Here is a 16,830-nt window from a genome sequence, read left to right as displayed (position 1 = left end):
GCCTGCTTAGCGGCTGGCGGCAAGCGCCTGGTCGAGATCGGCGAGGATATCGTCCCGGTGCTCGATGCCGATGGAAAGACGCACCATCTCCGGCGTCACACCGGCGCTTTTCAGCTCCTGCTCGTCGAGCTGGCGGTGGGTGGTGGCGGCGGGAATCGACGAGCAGCTCTTGGCATCGCCGATGTTAACCAGCCGCAGGATCAGCCCCAGGGCATCGTAAAAGCGCTCGGCGGCGGCCTGCCCGCCCTCGATGCCGAAGCTTAAAATGCCCGACGCCTGGCCGTTCATGTAGCGCTTGGCCAGGGCGTGGTCCAGGTGGCTCTCAAGGCCCGCGTACTGCACCCAGCTGACCCGGGGGTGGGCTTCCAGGTGGCGCGCCACGGCCAGGGTGTTGTCACAGATGCGCTCGATGCGCAGCGACAGCGTTTCCAGCCCCTGGAGCAGATTCCACGCCGCCTGGGCGGAAAGCGCCGCGCCCATGTTGCGCAGCGGCACCACCCGGGCCCGGGTGATGAACGCCGCCTCGCCAACGTCCCGGGTATAGCTGATGCCGTGGTAGGAGGCGTCGGGCTCGGTAAGCAGCGGGAAGCGGTTGGCATTCTCCGCCCAGGGAAACTTGCCGCTGTCCACGATCACGCCGCCAAGGGTAGTGCCGTGGCCGCCGATATACTTGGTCGCCGAGTGGATGACGATATCCGCCCCGTGCTCGATGGGCCGCCAGAGAAACGGCGTGGCCGTGGTGTTGTCGACGATCACCGGTACGCCGTGGCGATGCGCCACTTCGGCGAGGCCGGCGATATCGACAACGCCGCCGGAGGGATTGCCCACGCTTTCGCAGAATATCGCCTTGGTACGGCCGTCGATGCATGATTCGATGGCGTCCAGGTCGTCCTTGTCGGCAAAGCTGACGCTGATGCCCTGACGCGGCAGCGTGTGGGCAAAGAGGTTATAGGTGCCGCCGTAGAGCTCGCTGATGGAGACGATGTTATCGCCGGCCTCGGCAAGGGTCTGGATCGCGCAGGTAATAGCGCTCATCCCCGAAGCCAGGGCCAGGCCCGCGATGCCGCCTTCCAGCGCCGCCACGCGCTGCTCGAGCACGCCGCAGGTGGGGTTCATGATGCGCGAATAGATGTTGCCTTCTTCTTTCAGGTCAAACAGGTCCGCGGCGTGCTGAGCGCTGTCGAAGCTGTAGGACGTGGTTTGATGAATGGGAACGGCAACGGCGTTCTGGCTATCCGCCGAATAGCCGTGGTGCAGGGCAATAGTATCGCGCTTCATGTGAGCTCCTTGGGAGACAAAAACGGGCCTGATAAAAGCCCAATGCTAATCAACCCTCAACCTTCAGGCCAATATCGTTTAGGCTTATCGCCATGTTATTCGATGCTGCGCTGATTCCATGCTGAAACGCTACCTGCCCGCGCTGGCCTGGCTGCCGCACTATCAGGCACGACTTTGTGGCGCCGACCTGCTGGCCGGGGCCATCGTCACCGTCATGGTGATACCGCAGTCGCTGGCCTATGCGCTGCTGGCCGGCCTGCCGGCCGTCGTCGGGCTATACGCCAGCATTCTCCCCCAGCTGGTTTACGCAGTCTTTGGCACCAGCCGCACACTGGCGGTAGGACCCGTGGCGATTATCGCGCTGATGACCGGGGCGGCGCTGAGTCAGATCGCCGTGCCCGGCAGCGCCGAATACCTGGAAGCCGCGCTCGTACTGGCGCTGCTTTCCGGCGCCATTCTGGTGGTCATGGGCGCGCTGCGCATGGGCTTTTTCAGCAACTTCTTGAGCCACCCGGTGATTTCCGGCTTCCTTACCGCCTCGGGCATCCTTATTGCCACCAGCCAGCTCGGCGGCCTGCTGGGCGTGGAAAGCGACGGCTTTACCCTCTGGGAACGGCTGGCGTCGCTGTGGCGCAACCTGCCCGGGGCTAGCCTGCCCACCCTGCTGATGAGCGTTCTCGTGCTGGGCTTTCTGGTCGGGGTGCGCCGCTACGGCAGCACGCTGCTCAGGCGGCTGGGACTGGCCGCCGGCACGGCCAACCTGCTGGCCCGAGCCGGGCCGATCCTTGCCGTGGTGGCCACAACCCTGGCAACCCGACAGTGGCAGCTGCAGGACGCCGGGGTAGCGGTTGTCGGCGCGGTGCCCGGCGGACTGCCGCCGCTTGCCCTGCCCTGGCCCGACGCGGCGCTGTGGCAAACGCTGCTGGTACCGGCGCTGCTGATCAGCCTGGTAGGATTTGTGGAGTCGGTCTCCATGGGCCAGATGCTGGCCGCCAAGCGCCGCCAGCGGATCTCGCCTAACCAGGAGCTCATCGGGCTGGGGGTTGCCAACCTCGCTGCCGGCGTTTCCGGCGCCATGCCCGTCACCGGCGGCCTGTCGCGTACCGTGGCCAACTTCCACGCCGGCGCGCAGACCCCCGCGGCGGGGGCCTTTGCCGCGCTGGGCATTGGCGTGGTCACCTATACGCTGACCGACTGGCTCTACTACCTGCCCATCGCTACGCTTTCAGCGTTCATCACGGTGTCGATTCTGACCCTGGTGGATATCGCCACGCTGCGCGCCACCTGGCGCTATTCGCGCAGCGATTTTGCCGCTCAGGCCATCACCATCGGCCTGACCCTGGCCGAAGGCATCGAGGCCGGCATCATCGGCGGCATCGCCGTCTCCGTGGCGCTGTTTCTCTACCGCACCAGCCGTCCGCACAGCGCGCTGATCGGGCGCGTGCCGAACAGCGAGCATTTTCGCAACATGGCCCGCCACGAGGTGGAAACCACGCCCGGGGTCGCCCTGCTGCGCATCGATGAAAGCCTCTACTTTGCCAACGCGCGCTATCTCGAAGACACCCTGTACAACCTGGTCGCCAGCCGGCCGGCGCTGGAAAACGTGGTGATTGTGTGCTCGGCAGTGAATCTGATCGACGCCTCGGCGCTGGAAAGCCTCGAGGCGATCAACGCCCGCCTCAAGGATTCCGGCGTCACGCTGCACCTGGCCGAGGTTAAGGGCCCGGTGATGGACCGGCTGAACCACAGCAGCTTCCCCGAACAGCTCACCGGCCGGGTCTTCCTGAGTACCTACGCCGCCTGGCAGGCGCTGCGCGATCGATAAACTGATGTCGGAAAGGCACAGTTTTAGTGGGAGCGCTGCAGAAGATAACGGTATAAATTTCATCCCTGAGAAGCACCCGCTCGACACACTGCCCTCAGGTGCGCCGCATCCGCTGCTGCCATACGCTGAACAGGCTATCTACGCTCAGGGCCAGCAGCGCAATCATCACCGTTCCCTGCACCACGTAGGCGGTATTGCCGTTGACGATGCCGGCGATAATCGGATCGCCCAGGTTGCTCGCGCCCACGGTGGCCCCCAGCGCCGCCGTGGCAATATTGATGGTGATCGAGGTGCGCACTCCGGCAAGAATCACCGGCGCGGCCAGCGGCAGCTCGACCTGCCAGAGCCGCTGGCCGGCGGTCATGCCTACGCCCCTGGCCGCCGTTATCGCGGCGGCATCGACGCCCTTGAGCCCGGCGATGGTATTACGGACCACGGGCAGCAGCCCGTAAAGCGACAGCGCCACCACGATGGGAAACAGGCCAAAGCCCAGCGCCGGCACCGCCAGCGCGAGTACCGCCACCGGCGGAAACGTCTGCCCTAACGACGCCAGCTGAGCCACCAGCGGCAAAAAGTCTCGCCCGGCGGCGCGGGTTACGGCAATGCCCGCGGCAAGGCCCAGGCTCACCGTAATCGCCGCGGCCAAGCCGACGGTCAGCGCATGGCGGCCCAGCAGAGTCAAAAACGCCGCGCGCTGGTAAACCAGCTGACGAGCGTCCGGCGCCAGCCACTGCCACAGCGGCTCGGCCAGCGGCATGGCCCAGCCGGCGAGCAGCAGTAGCCCAAGCCACGCCGCGGGCATCAGCCAGCGACTCGGGGGGGCTTCAAGTCTCAGCGGCATCGGCCTGCTCCGTTCGCGCGTTGGCGACCAGTCGGCCAAGGGTCAGCTCGCCCACCGGCGCGTCGTGCTCGTCTACGGCAATCACGCGCTCGCAGCGATCGCGCAGCATCACCGACAGCGCCTGGCGCAGGGTATAGCTAGCGGGCAGGCGCGGGGCATCGGCGGAGGCAGGCCCCAGGGGGGCCAGGTGATCGCGTACCCGGGCCAGCGACGCCTGCTTGAGCCCCCGCTCAAGGCCGCCCAGCAGCGACTCGACGAAGGCGTTCGCGGGCTGCTGCAGCACCGTCAGCGGGCTGCCCTGCTGAACGATCCGACCGTCGCGCATGACCACCAGGTGATCCGCCAGGCGCAGGGCTTCGTCCATGTCGTGGGTGACCAGCACCACGGTTTTATGCAGGCGCGCCTGGAGCTTTGCCAGCATGGTCTGCAGCTGCTCCCGGGTAATCGGGTCCAGCGCGCCGAACGGCTCGTCCATCAGCAGGATATCGGGGTCCGCCGCCAGCGCCCGGGCAACGCCTACGCGCTGGGCCTGGCCTCCGGACAGCTGGTGTGGGTACTTGTGCGCAAACTCGGCGACCGGCAGGTTGAGCATGGGCATCAGCTCTTCCACGCGTTCGCGCACTCGATCGCTCGACCACTGCAGCAGCCGCGGCACGGTGCCGATGTTGCGCGCCACGCTCCAGTGGGGAAATAGCCCGGTATCCTGGATCACGTAGCCGATGCGGCGGCGCAGCTGCACCGGATCGTAGGCGCCGATCGCCTGACCGTCGAGCACAATCTCGCCGCTGCTGTGCGCGGTCAGCCGGTTGATCATGCGCAGCGTAGTGGACTTGCCGCACCCCGAGGTGCCCACCAGCGCGCAAAATTTGCCCCGGGGGACGCTAAGGCTGATGTCGTCCACCGCCGGCGTTTCGCCGAAGCGTTTGCTGACGTTGCGTAGCTCGATCACGGCGCGTCTCCCCGGCGAAAGTGGTCGGCCAGAGCGCCCAGCAGCATATCGGCCACCAGCGCCATGGCAATGATCGGCAGCGCGCCCAGCAGCACCATGTCCATGGCGGCCTGCCCCAGCCCCTGAAAGATGAAGTCGCCCAGCCCGCCGGCGCCGATCAGCGCGGCCACGGCGGTAAGCCCAATGGCCTGCACCGTGGTAATCCGCACGCCTTCGAGCAGCACGGGAAGCGCCAGCGGCAGGCGCACCTGCCAGAAACGCTGGATCGGGCGCATGCCCATGCCGCTGGCGGCGTCCAGCACCGCCGGATTGACCGCCTCCAGCGCCACGCAGGTATTGCGCACCACCGGCAGCAGGCTGTAGACCGTCAAGGCCAACAGTGCCGGCGTCCAGCCGATGCCGCTAACGCCCAGCGCAGCCAGCCACTCGACGTTGGCCCCCAGCCAGGCAAGCGGCGCCAGCAGCAGGCCAAAAAGCGCCAGGCTGGGCACGGTTTGCAGAAAGTTGAGCACCGCAAAAGCCGCCGACTGGCTGGCGTTGAAGCGGCGAATCAAAAGCGCCGTGGCCACGCCGAGCACAACGCTTGCGCTAACGGCGATGCCCACCAGGGCCAGGTGCTCCCCAAGGGCACGGTAAAACAGCGCGCTGCGCGCCTGGAACTCCTGCACCAGCGCCAGCGGCTCGAGCCAGAGCGCCGCGCACAGCCACCAGACGCCGGCGACGCCGGCCAGCAGTAGCGCCATTCGGCTTCGCGTCAGGCCCATGGTCAGGCGCAACTCCACCAGGCAAAGGGAGAGCACAAACAGCATCACCCAGCTCGCGGGGCCCAGGCTCAGCCTGGCCTGGGGCATATCTGCGCTGATCAGGCGCTGGGCGGCCAGCATCAGGCCAAACGGCAGCAGCACCAGCAGCAGCGTGCCAAGCGCGAGCAGCGCCGGATAGCGGTAGCGCGCCGGATACGCGGCGAGCGCCGCCATCGCCCCCCACAGCAAGGTAGCGAGCCCGGCGGCGGGCCAGCCCAGCGCCTGCCACAGCGGATAGCCGGTACTTTCCACGATGCGGTTCGGCGCCACGCTTGCCGCGTCCAGCCCCCAAAGTGCGACCAGCATGGCCACGGCCAGGCTGAACAGCACCCGGTTGGGCAAAAAACGCCCCTGATGCCCCGACCGGGCTTTCCTCAATAGCACAGGATCAGCGATCCAGGCCGTCGAGATAGTCGCCGGCCACCTTGTCGGCGGCCCGGCCGTTCACCGCAACGTCGGCGTTAAGCCCCTGCAGGGTGGTTTCATCGAGGGTATCGAACACGCTTTCCAGCGCCGCTTCTACCTCAGGGTAGGCCTCGAGCACCCACTCCCGCGCCACCGGCGCCGGCTGATAAATCGGCTGCACGTTGCGGGTGTCCTCCAGCACCGTAAGCCCAAGGGCAGCGAGACCGCCGTCGGTGCCATAGGTCATGGCGCCGTTGACGCCGCTGGTCTGGCGAGCGGCGGCGCGCATGGTCGCCGCGGTGTTGCCGCCGGACAGGACCAGCAGCTGATCTTCGTCCAGAGTGAAGCCGTAGGCCTCCTGAAACGCCGGCAAGGCCTGCTCCGACTCGATGAACTCAGCGCTGGCGGCGAACTTGAACTCGCCGCCGTCGGCCAGGTAGCCGGCCAGGTCGTCGAGGGTGGCCAGGTCGTGCTCTTGGGCCAGATCCTCGCGCACGCTCATTGACCAGGTGTTGTTGGCGCTTGCCGGCGACAGCCACACCAGCCCGTTGTCGGCGTCTTTATCGCGGACGGTCTGCCAGGCTTTCTCGGCGTCGTTCCACACGGGGCTTTCGGTCATGTCGAAGAAAAACGCGCCGTTGCCGGTGTATTCGGGGTAGAGATCGATTTCGCCGGTCTTGAGCGCCTGGCGCACCACGCTGGTCACGCCGAGCTGCAGCCGGTTTTCCACGGGCACGTCATTGCGCTCAAGCGTCTGCAGCACCAGCTCGCCGAGCACGGCCCCTTCGGTATCGATCTTGGAGCCAATCACCACGGCCCTGTCTTCCGACGTCGAGGCGGCAACCGCCTGAGTGCCGATCGCCGGCGCCATCAAAACCGCCGCCCCGAGGCCGGCGTACATCCAGGAAAGAGACCAGCGCATTGTCATCGTCCTTTTTATCGTGGCGTGAGGAGTCTGGGTTCGTGCCGAGCCCTGCCGGCACCAACCATAACCGCACTATAGCCGCACAGGCCGGCCGGTAATAGCCAAAAGTCATTCAAATGACGCTCAGGCGTCACCCGCCTGAAAGACCCAGCGCGTGCCTTCCCGGGAGTCCTTGAGTATCACGCCTTCGGCGGCGAGCTCGTCGCGGATGGCGTCGGCCAGAGCAAAGTCTCTCTCGGCCTTGGCCGCGGCCCGCCGGGCGATCTGCTCCTCGATATGGGCTTCATCCAGCGCCGCGTTTTCGCCGTGGAGGAAAGCCCCCGGCGGCTGGGACAAAATCCCCAGCACGCCGCCGAGTGCGCGCAGCTCGCCGGCCAGCCGAGGGGCACTAGCGGCGCTTTCGGCCTTGGCGCGGTTCAGCTCCCGGGCAAGCTCGAACAGCACCGCCAGCGCTTCCGGGGTGTTGAAGTCGTCATCCATGGCCTGGACAAAGCGCCGGGCGCAAGGGCTCTGCGGGTCGGCCACGTCGGTAGCCATCGGCTCGGCCTCGACGCCTTCCAGCGCCGTGTACAGCCGCGTCAGCGACCTGCGCGCCTCAACCAGGGAATCCGCCGAGTAGCTGATCGCGCTGCGGTAGTGGCTCGCCACCAGCAGGTAGCGCACCACTTCGGGGTCGTGCTCGGCCAGCACGTCGCGGATGGTAAAGAAGTTGCCCAGCGACTTGGACATTTTTTCCTCGTCGACCCGCACGGCGCCGGCGTGCATCCAGGTATTGACGTAGGTCTGGCCGGTAGCCGCCTCGGACTGGGCGATCTCGTTTTCGTGATGGGGAAAGGTCAGATCCGGCCCGCCGCCGTGGATGTCGAAAGTGTTGCCAAGGCTGCAGGTGGACATGGCCGAGCACTCGATGTGCCAGCCCGGCCGGCCCTTGCCCCAGGGCGACGGCCAGTGCGCCTCTTCGGGCTTGGCCGCTTTCCACAGCACAAAGTCCAGCGGGTCTTCCTTGTTATCGTCCACCTCGACCCGGGCCCCGGAGCGCATGTCGTCGAGCCGTCGATTGTTGAGCTTGCCGTAGTCGGCGAACTCGCGCACGCGGTAGTAGACGTCGCCGTTGGCGGCCGGGTAGGCGTAGCCTTTATCGATCAGCACCTCGATCATGGCGATGATCTCGTCGACGTGGCCGGTGGCCCGGGGCTCGGCGTCCGGAGGCAGTACGCCGAGCCGCGTTTCGTCTTCGTGCATGGCACCGATCATGCGCTCGGTCAGCGCCTCGATGCTTTCGTTATTGTCGGCGGCGCGCTTGAGGATCTTGTCGTCGATATCGGTGATGTTGCGCACGTAGGTGACGTCGTAGCCCCGGGCGCGCAGATAGCGGCTGATCAGGTCGAACGCCACCATGACCCGGGCGTGGCCCAGGTGGCAGTAGTCGTATACCGTCATGCCGCAGACGTACATGCCGATTTTTCCCGGCTCGCGCGGCGTCAGCGGCTCCTTGCGCCGGGTCAGGGTGTTGTAAATTTGCACAGCGGTCTCCTCGGTCCTTGCCGTTTAGCCTTTTTTTCGGATCTTCGCCCAGGTGTCCTTGAGCCCCACGGTGCGGTTGAACACCAGGTGCTCAGGCGTTGAGGCGTGACGGTCGGTACAGAAGTAGCCCACGCGCTCGAACTGGAAGCGCGTTTCGGGCGCCGTGCCGGCAAGGCTCGGCTCGCCGATGGCCCGGTAGGTAATCAGCGACTCGGGATTCAGGTGATCGAAAAAGTCGGCGTCCTTGTCGCGGTCGGGCTGCTCTTCGGTGAACAGGTTGTCATATAGCCGCACTTCCAGGGGCACGCCGTGCACCGCGCTGACCCAGTGAAGCACGCCCTTGACCTTGCGCCCTTCGGGGTTCTTGCCCAGGGTGTCGAAGTCGACCGAGCAGCGCAGCTCGACCACCTCGCCGCTGGCGTCCTTGATCACCTCATCGCAGCGGATGACGTAGCTGTTGCGCAGGCGTACTTCCTTGCCCGGCGCCAGACGGAAGAACTTCTTCGGCGGCTCTTCCATAAAGTCGTGGTGGTCGATGTAAAGCTCCCGGGTGAGCGGCACCCGGCGCACCGCCATGTCGTCCCGGGCGGGGTGGCCGGCGACGTCGTAGGTTTCCTCGAAGTCCTCCGCCACGTTGGTCAGTACCACCTTCAGCGGCCGCAGCACGCACATGGCCCGGGGGGCGTTGTCTTCCAGGTCCGAGCGAATGGCGTGGGTCAGCATGGCGATATCCACCAGCCCGCTGTCCGAGCGGCTAACGCCGACCATGTCGCAGAACTTGCGGATCGAGGCCGGCGTATAGCCCCGGCGGCGCATGCCCGAGATCGTCGGCATGCGCGGGTCGTCCCAGCCGTCGACGATGCCCTCGTCCACCAGCAGCTTGAGCTTGCGCTTGGAGGTCAGGGTGTAGTTGAGGTTCAGCCGGGCGAATTCGATCTGGCGCGGCCTGGCGGGCACCGGCAGGTTGTCCAGAAACCACTCGTAAAGCGGCCGGTGATCCTCGAACTCCAGCGTGCACAGCGAGTGGGTAATGCCTTCGATGGCATCGGACTGGCCGTGGGTGAAGTCGTAGGACGGATAGATGTGCCACTTGTCGCCGGTCTGATGGTGGGTGGCGTGGCGGATCCGGTAAAGGATCGGGTCGCGCAGGTTGATATTGGGCGAGGCCATGTCAATTTTGGCGCGCAGCACCTTGCCGCCTTCGGCGAATTCGCCCTGGCGCATGCGCTCCAGCAGGTCGAGGTTTTCGTCAACGCCGCGCTCGCGGTACGGGCTCGGCGTGCCAGGCTCCGTAAGCGTCCCGCGGTACTCGCGAATGTCGTCCGGCGAGAGGTCATCGACGTAGGCCTTGCCTTCGCGCACCAGGTGCTGCGCCCAGGCGTAAAGCTGGTCGAAGTAGTCCGAGGCAAAGCGCACCGGGCCTGCCCACTCGAATCCCAGCCAGTTGACGTCCGCCTTGATCGCATCGATGTAAACCTGCTCTTCCTTGGCCGGGTTGGTGTCGTCAAAGCGCATGTGGCACTGCCCGCCGGTCTCCTCGGCGAGGCCGAAGTTCAGGCAGATCGACTTGGCGTGACCAATATGCAAAAAGCCGTTCGGCTCCGGGGGGAAGCGCGTCACGATGCTTTCGACCTGGCCGCCCGCAATCTCTTCGCGTACCTGATTGCGGATAAAGTTGGGCGCTTTAGGGGTCTCGGTGGTCATGGTGGCGTTGAAAACCTCATAGTCGATGGCGTGCCGGCCTTCGCGGTACCGGGCAAAACCCGTATTATAACGTGACGCCGCTGCCGAGGGCCAAGGCAAATGCCCTGCCGGGCAGGGCGAACGCCCTTATTGAACAGGAATTTATCCATGATCGTACTACAGACCAATCGCGGTGATATCACCGTCAAGCTGAATCACGACAAGGCCCCCAAGACCGCGGCCAACTTCGAGCGCTACGTGCGCGACGGCTTTTACGACGGCACGCTGTTTCACCGGGTCATCGACGGCTTCATGGTCCAGGGCGGCGGCTTTGATCAGGACTTCAACCAGAAGCCCACCCGCGCGCCCATCAACAACGAAGCCGACAACGGGCTGAAGAACGTCAAGGGGGCGCTGGCCATGGCGCGTACCCAGGACCCGCACTCGGCTACCGCGCAGTTTTTCATTAACGTCGGCGACAACGACTTTCTCAACCATACCGGCAAGAATCTCCAGGGCTGGGGCTACGCCGTGTTTGCCGAGGTGGTGGACGGCATGGACGTGGTCAACGACATCAAGGGTGTCGCCACAACCCGCCGGGGCATGCACGCCGACGTGCCCGCCGATGACGTGATCATCGAGCGCGCCTATGTAAAGGACGCGGCCAAGGACGCCGACTGATACGGAGCTTCCATGCGCACGCTACTGGTCGCCGACCTGCACTTGAGCGAGCACACCCCGGCCATGACCCGGGGATTTATCCGCTACCTGAAAACCACCGCGCCCGGCGCCCGGGCCCTTTATATCCTCGGCGATCTGTTCGACGCCTGGCTTGGGGATGACCTGCTCGACCAGCCCCACCCGATGGCCGAAACGGCCTGGCGAGTGATCGACGCGCTGCGCCACCTGGCCGACAGCGGCACCGCGGTGTACTTCACCCACGGCAACCGCGACTTTTTGATCGGCGAGCGTTTCGCCGGCGCCTGCCGGGCGACGCTGCTGCCCGACGTGCAGGAAGTCGAGCTGCACGGCATGGCCGCGGTGCTGCTGCACGGCGATAGCCTGTGCACCCGGGATAGCGCCTACATGGCGTTTCGTCAGCAGTCCCGGGACCCTCAATGGCAGGCGCAGATGCTGGCCATGCCCATCGCCGAGCGCGCGGCGCTGGCGCGGCAGCTGCGCGAGACCTCCGGCGAAGCCAACGCCGCCAAGGCGGAGGACATCATGGACGTCACGCCGTCCGAAGTCGTCGAGCTGATGGACGCCTACGGCGTGGCCACCATGATTCACGGCCACACCCACCGCCCCGACGTTCATGACGTCACCGTGGCAGGCGCGCCCGCCAGGCGCTACGTGCTCGGCGACTGGAGCGACGAGTACGGCTGGGACATCGTGGTTGACGAAGGCGACACGCCCTCCCCTCGGCTGCGCCGGTTTTCGCTGGACGCTCCGCCCGACGCCGATTGAGCTTTTAGCAGATTGAGCCTTTAGCAGACATCAAAACGCCGGCTTGAAAGCCGGCGTTTTTTTACGCGCGTTCTCTACTGCTTACGTTGCCAGGCCCCCAGGGGCTTGGCTCAGAGGTCCGACTCGATCGAGCCTTCCTCGCGCAGATAGTCGACCAGCCCCTGAACCGCCGCCTGGGAGCGCATCTGCTCGGCCATCCGGGAGACAAAGGCTTCCACCTCGTCATTGGGCTCACCTTCGGCGACGCGCTCAAGGGCAATGACCGCCACGCCGTCGGGCGTGATGACATGCCCGTAGGTGGTCTGCCCGCCGTCGGGCTTGGGCAGGCGGAAAGCGGCGCCGACGATATCGCCGGGGACAGAAGTCTCGGCCTGGCGGGAAACGTCGTTGGCCTGCTGCCAGCGAAGATCGACGTCTTTGTCCGCTTTGAGACGCTCAATCAGCGTCTCTGCCCGACCGGCCAGCGCTTCTTCCTGCTGCTGCGCCGTGACCCGCTGCTCAACCTCGTCGCGCACGTCGGCAAGCGGTAGCGTAGTGGCGTCGCGATGTTCGGTCACGCGCAGCACCAGGCGCCGGTCTTCATCCAGCTCGATCACATCGCTATTATAGCCGTCTTCCAGCACGTCTTCGGCAAACGCCTTGTCCATGACGCCGGGTTCGGACAGCACGCCGTCGCCGCCTTCCCGGGAGACCCAGCCGCTGTGCTGCACGGTGAGGCCGATGTCGTCGGCCACGCCCTGCAGATCGTCGGCGGCAAAGCTTTCGTCGATCAGCTGCTGGGCGCGGTCGTTAAACTCGCCCTCTACCTGGCGAGCCGCGAGCATCTGGCGCAGCTTGTCGCGCTGCTCGTCAAACGGCGGCCGGTCAATATCGGTCACCTTGATGATGTGCAGGGCATTGTCCATGACCACCGGCTCGGAGACGTCGTTTTCCTCGAGCGAGAACGCCGCTTCGTCAAAGGCGTCGCCGAAAAAGCCGCGGCTGATCTCGCCCAGGTCGCCGCCGTTTTCGGCGCTGGCGGTATCGTCCGAGTAGCGCGCGGCGGTATCGGCAAAGCTTTCCCCGGCTTCAAGATCAGCGCGCGCCTCGTCGGCAATGGCCTTGGCGTCTTCGCGGCTGCGCTCGTCGCCAAAGCCGACCATGATGTGGGAAATGCGCCGATCGGCCTCGTCGTTTTGCTCGCGCCACACCTGGCGCAGCTTCTCTTCGCTGACCTCGGCGGTATCGGCCATGGTCTGGCGATCGAGCACGACGTAGTTGAGCTTGACCTGTTCCGGCCGGCGGAAAAGCTCGGTGTGGGAATCGTAGTAGGCCTGGAGGGCCTCTTCGTCGGGGCTTACCTCGACGTCTACGCTGTCCGGCGTCAGCAGGGCGTAGCGAAAGCTGCGCGACTGGCGCTGCAGACCGGCCAAGCGTTCGCGCTCCGCGTCAAGGGTAAAGTCGCTGAGGGCAAGCCCCTGCTGCAGCTGGCGGCGCATGATATCGGCGCGCAGCTCGTTACGAAACGCCAGCGGCGTATAGCCGGCGCTGGACAGACGATTGCGGAACAGCTCGGATGAGAAGTTGCCTTCCTGGTCCTCGAACTCGTCCAGGTTGACGATGAGCTGATCCAGCTGGTCGTCGGAGACCCGGAACCCGCCGTCTTCGGCATACTGGGTCAGCAGTTTTTGCGTGATCAGCTGGTCGAGCATGTCCCGGCGCAGCGCCTTTTCCTGCTCGGGGGGTACCTGCCCCGAACGCATGGTGCGCTGCACTTCCAGCTCGACCTGCTGGCGGGTAATGGTCTCGCCATTGACCTTGGCCGTCTGTTCGGGGTCCTTGCCGAAGACGCTGAACAGCGACTCCACGCCAAACAGCGCCATGGCAGCGACCATGACGCCGATGATGATTTTCGCGGCCCAGCTTTTGGCCCCGTCTCGAATACTTTGCAGCATGCTTGCCTCAGATAAACACGACCCGTTCCGCGTTTTTTCCCGCGTTAAAAAATGACATGGGCGCACCGCTGTGGCGATGCGCCCATGTCACCATGTCTTGAGAGCGTTGTTGACAGCGCCACCGTTATCCGCGCCGCTCAAGTCTCGCCACAGCGCCCGACATCGTTAGTTGACGGCATCCTTGAGCGCCTTGCCGGCCTTGAAACTGGGCACCTTGGCAGCGCTGATTTCGATCGGCTGGCCGGTTTGCGGGTTGCGGCCGGTACGCGCGGCACGCTCTTTGATCGTAAAGGTACCAAAGCCTACCAGTGACACGCTCTCGCCTTGCTTGAGGCTATCGGTGACGGATTCCACCATGGCATCCAGCGCGCGGGTCGCCGCTGCCTTGGGTATATCGGCAGAGGCCGCAATGGCTTCAATCAGCTCGGACTTGTTCACTCTTCACCCCTTGACTGGTTCAAAAAATGGCTCTGAAAGGCACGGTTAGCGGTTGGCTTGACGATCAAAGCGTAGCTGCAATTTATAGCAACGCGGCGAAATGACTGTCAAGCGACCGTGCCGCAAAATGCCCGCCATACAAGGCTTTGGGCGCTACTCGGTTATCGAAAAGCCGCCACCTGGGCGGCCCCTCGATGCGTATTAATGGGTGTTGACCAGCGCTTCGTCTGCCGCCGCCTTGCTTCCCTGATCGGCCACCACACGGCTATCCTCGCCGCTTTCGCTCAAGGCAACCTCGAGCACGTCGTCGATCCAGCGCAGCGGGCGGATATCCAGCGCGTCCTTGATATTATCCGGCACTTCCTTGAGGTCCCGACGGTTTTCCTCGGGGATCAGGACGGTCTTTATACCACCGCGCCGGGCCGCCAGCAATTTCTCCTTGAGCCCGCCGATGGGCAGCACTTCGCCGCGCAGGTTGACTTCGCCGGTCATCGCCACTGCCGAGCGCACCGGGCGCTTACTGTAAGCCGACACCATGGCCGTGACCATGGCGACCCCCGCGCTGGGTCCGTCCTTGGGCGTGGCGCCTTCGGGCACGTGGATATGCAGATCTTCCTTTTCGAAGCGCTCGGCGTCGATACCATACGCCTCTGCGCGGGCGCGCACCACCGTATGAGCGGCACTGACGGATTCTTTCATCACGTCGCCAAGCGAGCCGGTCTTGTTGACCCGCCCCTTGCCCGGCGTGACCACCGACTCAATATTCAAAAGCTCGCCGCCTACGGACGTCCAGGCAAGCCCGGTCACCCGGCCGACCTGATCGTTCTGATCGGCCAGGCCGTAGCTGTAACGGCGCACGCCGGCGTAGCCCTCGATGTCCCGGGCGGCCAGCACGCTGTCCGTTTCGCCGTCTTTTTTCGCCTCGCCCTTGCGCTCCTGCTCGACCTGCTCGCGCAGCACCTTGCGCGCCACCTTGGCGATCTGGCGCTCGAGCTCGCGCACGCCGGCTTCGCGGGTGTAGTAGCGGATCAGCTCCAACAGCGCCTCGTCGTCCAGGTCGAACTCGCCTTTTTTCAGGCCGTTGGCCTTGATCTGCTTGGGCAGCAGGTAGCGTTTGGCAATAGCCAGCTTTTCGTCTTCGGTGTAGCCCGGCAGCCGGATGATTTCCATCCGGTCGAGCAGCGGCTCGGGAATGTTCATCGAGTTGGCGGTGCAGATGAACAGCGTTTCCGACAGGTCGTAATCCAGCTCCAGATAGTGGTCGCTGAAGCTGTTGTTCTGCTCCGGGTCCAACACTTCCAGCAGCGCCGACGACGGGTCGCCGCGATGGTCCATGCCCAGCTTGTCGACCTCATCGAGCAGGAACAGCGGGTTTTTCACCCCCGCCCGAGTCATCCGCTGAATCATCTTGCCGGGGAGCGATCCGATATAGGTGCGCCGGTGTCCGCGAATTTCGGACTCGTCGCGCACCCCGCCCAGCGCCAGACGCACGTACTTACGGTTGGTGGCTCGGGCGACGGACTGCCCGAGCGAGGTCTTGCCCACCCCGGGCGGGCCGACCAGGCAGAGCACCGGCCCCTTCATCTTGCGCACGCGCTTCTGGACCGCCAGATACTCGAGGATACGCGACTTGACTTCGTCCAGGCCGTAGTGGTCTTCGTCGAGCACCTGCTGGGCCTTGACCAGGTCGTGCTTGATCCGGGTGCGCTTCTTCCACGGCACGGCGACCAGCCAGTCGAGATACGAGCGTACCACCGTGGCTTCGGCGGAGTTGGCCGACATCATCTTGAGCTTGTTGAGCTCCTGGGTGGCCTTCTCGGCGGCCTCTTTGGGCATGCCGGCAGACTCGATGGCCTGTTCGTACTTTTCGACCTCGTTGGGCACGTCATCCAGCTCGCCCATTTCTTTCTGGATGGCCTTCATCTGCTCATTCAGATAGTACTCGCGCTGGGTCTTTTCCATCTGCTCCTTGACCCGGGAGCGGATGCGCTTTTCTACCTGCAGAAGGTCGATTTCCGACTCGATCAGCGCCATCAGATGCTCGATGCGATCGCGAACGCGATCCATCTCCAGCAGCTCCTGCTTGTCACCGATCTTGAGCGACAGGTGCGCGCAGATGGTGTCCACCAGGCGGCTGGGATCTTCAATATCCGAAAGCGAATTGAGTACCTCGTTGGGCACTTTCTTGGACAGCTTGACGTACTGCTCGAACTGGTTGAGCAGGACGCGCACCAGGGATTCGCGCTCGCGATCGGTCAGCGGCTCGCTGTCCCGGGGCGTAATATACGCCTGGGTATAGCCTTCTCCGTGCTCTTCGATGCCGTCGACATCGGCGCGAAACCCGCCCTCAATGAGCACCTTGACCGTGCCGTCAGGCAGCTTGAGCAGCTGCATGATGTCGGCCACCGTGCCCATGGCATAGAGGTCGTCGTTGTCGGGTTCGTCCTGGGACGCCTCGCGCTGGGCCACAAGCAGCACGCGCTTGTCGGCCTCCATGGCCGCTTCGAGGGCCTGAATGGATTTTTCGCGTCCGACAAACAGCGGAAGAACCATCTGCGGGTAGACGACTACGTCCCGCAGCGGCAACAAGGGAAAACACTGTGACTTTTCGGCGTTCTGCTGCATCGCAGACGTTCCTCAACAAATCGGGTGAGCTCCCGGACGGGCAAGGGCGCCCGGGAAAAACTGAAGCGAATACCGGATACAGGCACGCCTCAACCGGCAACGCCGGCCGGGCAAGCGCCGCCGGCCAAACAAA

The 16,830-nt window shown here is 64.8% G+C and carries 13 protein-coding genes; 3 read left to right on the top strand and 10 right to left on the bottom strand.

All coding sequences use genetic code 11. The annotated features are described in order from the left end of the window. Nucleotides 1-6 precede the first annotated feature (6 nt). Nucleotides 7-1,278, bottom strand: a complete 1,272-nt coding sequence (locus RS027_RS01135) for an O-acetylhomoserine aminocarboxypropyltransferase/cysteine synthase family protein (RefSeq protein ID WP_311952669.1) — start codon at nucleotides 1,276-1,278, stop codon at nucleotides 7-9. A 118-nt stretch (nucleotides 1,279-1,396) separates the two neighbouring features. Between RS027_RS01135 and RS027_RS01130 the strand changes: the two genes are divergently transcribed. Then, complete coding sequence (locus RS027_RS01130; protein WP_311952666.1) at nucleotides 1,397-3,103, top strand: SulP family inorganic anion transporter; 1,707 nt, start codon at nucleotides 1,397-1,399, stop codon at nucleotides 3,101-3,103. A gap of 94 nt (nucleotides 3,104-3,197) precedes the next feature. On the opposite strand, the gene RS027_RS01125 is transcribed toward RS027_RS01130, so the two are convergent. From RS027_RS01125 to RS027_RS01100, 6 genes are all read right to left on the bottom strand, one after another. After that, a complete protein-coding gene (locus RS027_RS01125; RefSeq protein ID WP_311952663.1) occupies nucleotides 3,198-3,944 on the bottom strand; it encodes an ABC transporter permease in 747 nt (248 codons plus the stop codon). Continuing rightward, nucleotides 3,928-4,893, bottom strand: a complete 966-nt coding sequence (locus RS027_RS01120; RefSeq protein ID WP_311952660.1) for an ABC transporter ATP-binding protein — start codon at nucleotides 4,891-4,893, stop codon at nucleotides 3,928-3,930. Before RS027_RS01120 ends, RS027_RS01125 begins: the two co-directional genes overlap by 17 nt. Further along, nucleotides 4,890-6,038, bottom strand: coding sequence for an ABC transporter permease (locus tag RS027_RS01115; RefSeq protein WP_512699023.1), 1,149 nt, complete (start codon nucleotides 6,036-6,038; stop codon nucleotides 4,890-4,892). The genes RS027_RS01120 and RS027_RS01115 overlap by 4 nt, the downstream gene beginning before the upstream one ends. Before the next feature lie 46 nt (nucleotides 6,039-6,084). After that, nucleotides 6,085-6,972, bottom strand: a complete 888-nt coding sequence (gene osmF / locus RS027_RS01110; RefSeq protein WP_311953068.1) for a glycine betaine ABC transporter substrate-binding protein OsmF — start codon at nucleotides 6,970-6,972, stop codon at nucleotides 6,085-6,087. Between the two features lie 177 nt (nucleotides 6,973-7,149). Beyond that, the gene (gene cysS, locus RS027_RS01105) at nucleotides 7,150-8,550 is read right to left on the bottom strand and encodes a cysteine--tRNA ligase (RefSeq protein WP_311952656.1); all 1,401 of its coding nucleotides are present in this window, start codon (nucleotides 8,548-8,550) and stop codon (nucleotides 7,150-7,152) included. A gap of 24 nt (nucleotides 8,551-8,574) precedes the next feature. Next, the gene (locus tag RS027_RS01100; RefSeq protein WP_311952652.1) at nucleotides 8,575-10,254 is read right to left on the bottom strand and encodes a glutamine--tRNA ligase/YqeY domain fusion protein; all 1,680 of its coding nucleotides are present in this window, start codon (nucleotides 10,252-10,254) and stop codon (nucleotides 8,575-8,577) included. Nucleotides 10,255-10,401: 147 nt separating this feature from the next. Here RS027_RS01100 and RS027_RS01095 point away from each other — a divergent pair, with 147 nt between their 5' ends. Beyond that, nucleotides 10,402-10,914, top strand: coding sequence for a peptidylprolyl isomerase (locus tag RS027_RS01095; RefSeq protein WP_311952647.1), 513 nt, complete (start codon nucleotides 10,402-10,404; stop codon nucleotides 10,912-10,914). 12 nt (nucleotides 10,915-10,926) lie between these two features. Continuing rightward, entirely contained in the window at nucleotides 10,927-11,700 is a 774-nt protein-coding gene (locus RS027_RS01090; protein WP_311952644.1) for a UDP-2,3-diacylglucosamine diphosphatase, read from the top strand. A 110-nt stretch (nucleotides 11,701-11,810) separates the two neighbouring features. Here RS027_RS01090 and RS027_RS01085 read toward each other — a convergent pair whose 3' ends face one another. The 3 genes from RS027_RS01085 to lon form a co-directional block, all read right to left on the bottom strand. After that, complete coding sequence (locus RS027_RS01085; protein WP_311952639.1) at nucleotides 11,811-13,634, bottom strand: SurA N-terminal domain-containing protein; 1,824 nt, start codon at nucleotides 13,632-13,634, stop codon at nucleotides 11,811-11,813. Between the two features lie 165 nt (nucleotides 13,635-13,799). Then, nucleotides 13,800-14,072 carry a non-specific DNA-binding protein Hbs gene (gene hbs / locus RS027_RS01080; protein WP_079550908.1) on the bottom strand — a complete coding sequence of 91 codons (273 nt, stop codon included), beginning with the start codon at nucleotides 14,070-14,072 and terminating at the stop codon, nucleotides 13,800-13,802. A gap of 201 nt (nucleotides 14,073-14,273) precedes the next feature. Continuing rightward, nucleotides 14,274-16,697, bottom strand: a complete 2,424-nt coding sequence (gene lon, locus RS027_RS01075) for an endopeptidase La (protein WP_311952631.1) — start codon at nucleotides 16,695-16,697, stop codon at nucleotides 14,274-14,276. Between the last annotated feature and the right edge of the window lie 133 nt (nucleotides 16,698-16,830).

The sequence above is a fragment of the Halomonas garicola genome (genome assembly GCF_031935715.1).
Lineage (GTDB): Bacteria > Pseudomonadota > Gammaproteobacteria > Pseudomonadales > Halomonadaceae > Vreelandella > Vreelandella garicola.
Note: the sequence above shows the minus strand (reverse complement) of the source record. Positions and strands in the feature narration are given on the sequence as shown.

What these genes read in the sequence shown, in the direction of transcription:
- osmF (WP_311953068.1), bottom strand. Translation starts at nt 6,972, where the DNA reads ATGGCGCCGGCGATCGGCACTCAGGCGGTTGCCGCCTCGACGTCGGAA.
- RS027_RS01100 (WP_311952652.1), bottom strand. Translation starts at nt 10,254, where the DNA reads ATGACCACCGAGACCCCTAAAGCGCCCAACTTTATCCGCAATCAGGTA.
- RS027_RS01125 (WP_311952663.1), bottom strand. Translation starts at nt 3,944, where the DNA reads ATGCCGCTGAGACTTGAAGCCCCCCCGAGTCGCTGGCTGATGCCCGCG.
- RS027_RS01085 (WP_311952639.1), bottom strand. Translation starts at nt 13,634, where the DNA reads ATGCTGCAAAGTATTCGAGACGGGGCCAAAAGCTGGGCCGCGAAAATC.
- RS027_RS01095 (WP_311952647.1), top strand. Translation starts at nt 10,402, where the DNA reads ATGATCGTACTACAGACCAATCGCGGTGATATCACCGTCAAGCTGAAT.
- RS027_RS01135 (WP_311952669.1), bottom strand. Translation starts at nt 1,278, where the DNA reads ATGAAGCGCGATACTATTGCCCTGCACCACGGCTATTCGGCGGATAGC.
- lon (WP_311952631.1), bottom strand. Translation starts at nt 16,697, where the DNA reads ATGCAGCAGAACGCCGAAAAGTCACAGTGTTTTCCCTTGTTGCCGCTG.
- RS027_RS01090 (WP_311952644.1), top strand. Translation starts at nt 10,927, where the DNA reads ATGCGCACGCTACTGGTCGCCGACCTGCACTTGAGCGAGCACACCCCG.
- RS027_RS01130 (WP_311952666.1), top strand. Translation starts at nt 1,397, where the DNA reads ATGCTGAAACGCTACCTGCCCGCGCTGGCCTGGCTGCCGCACTATCAG.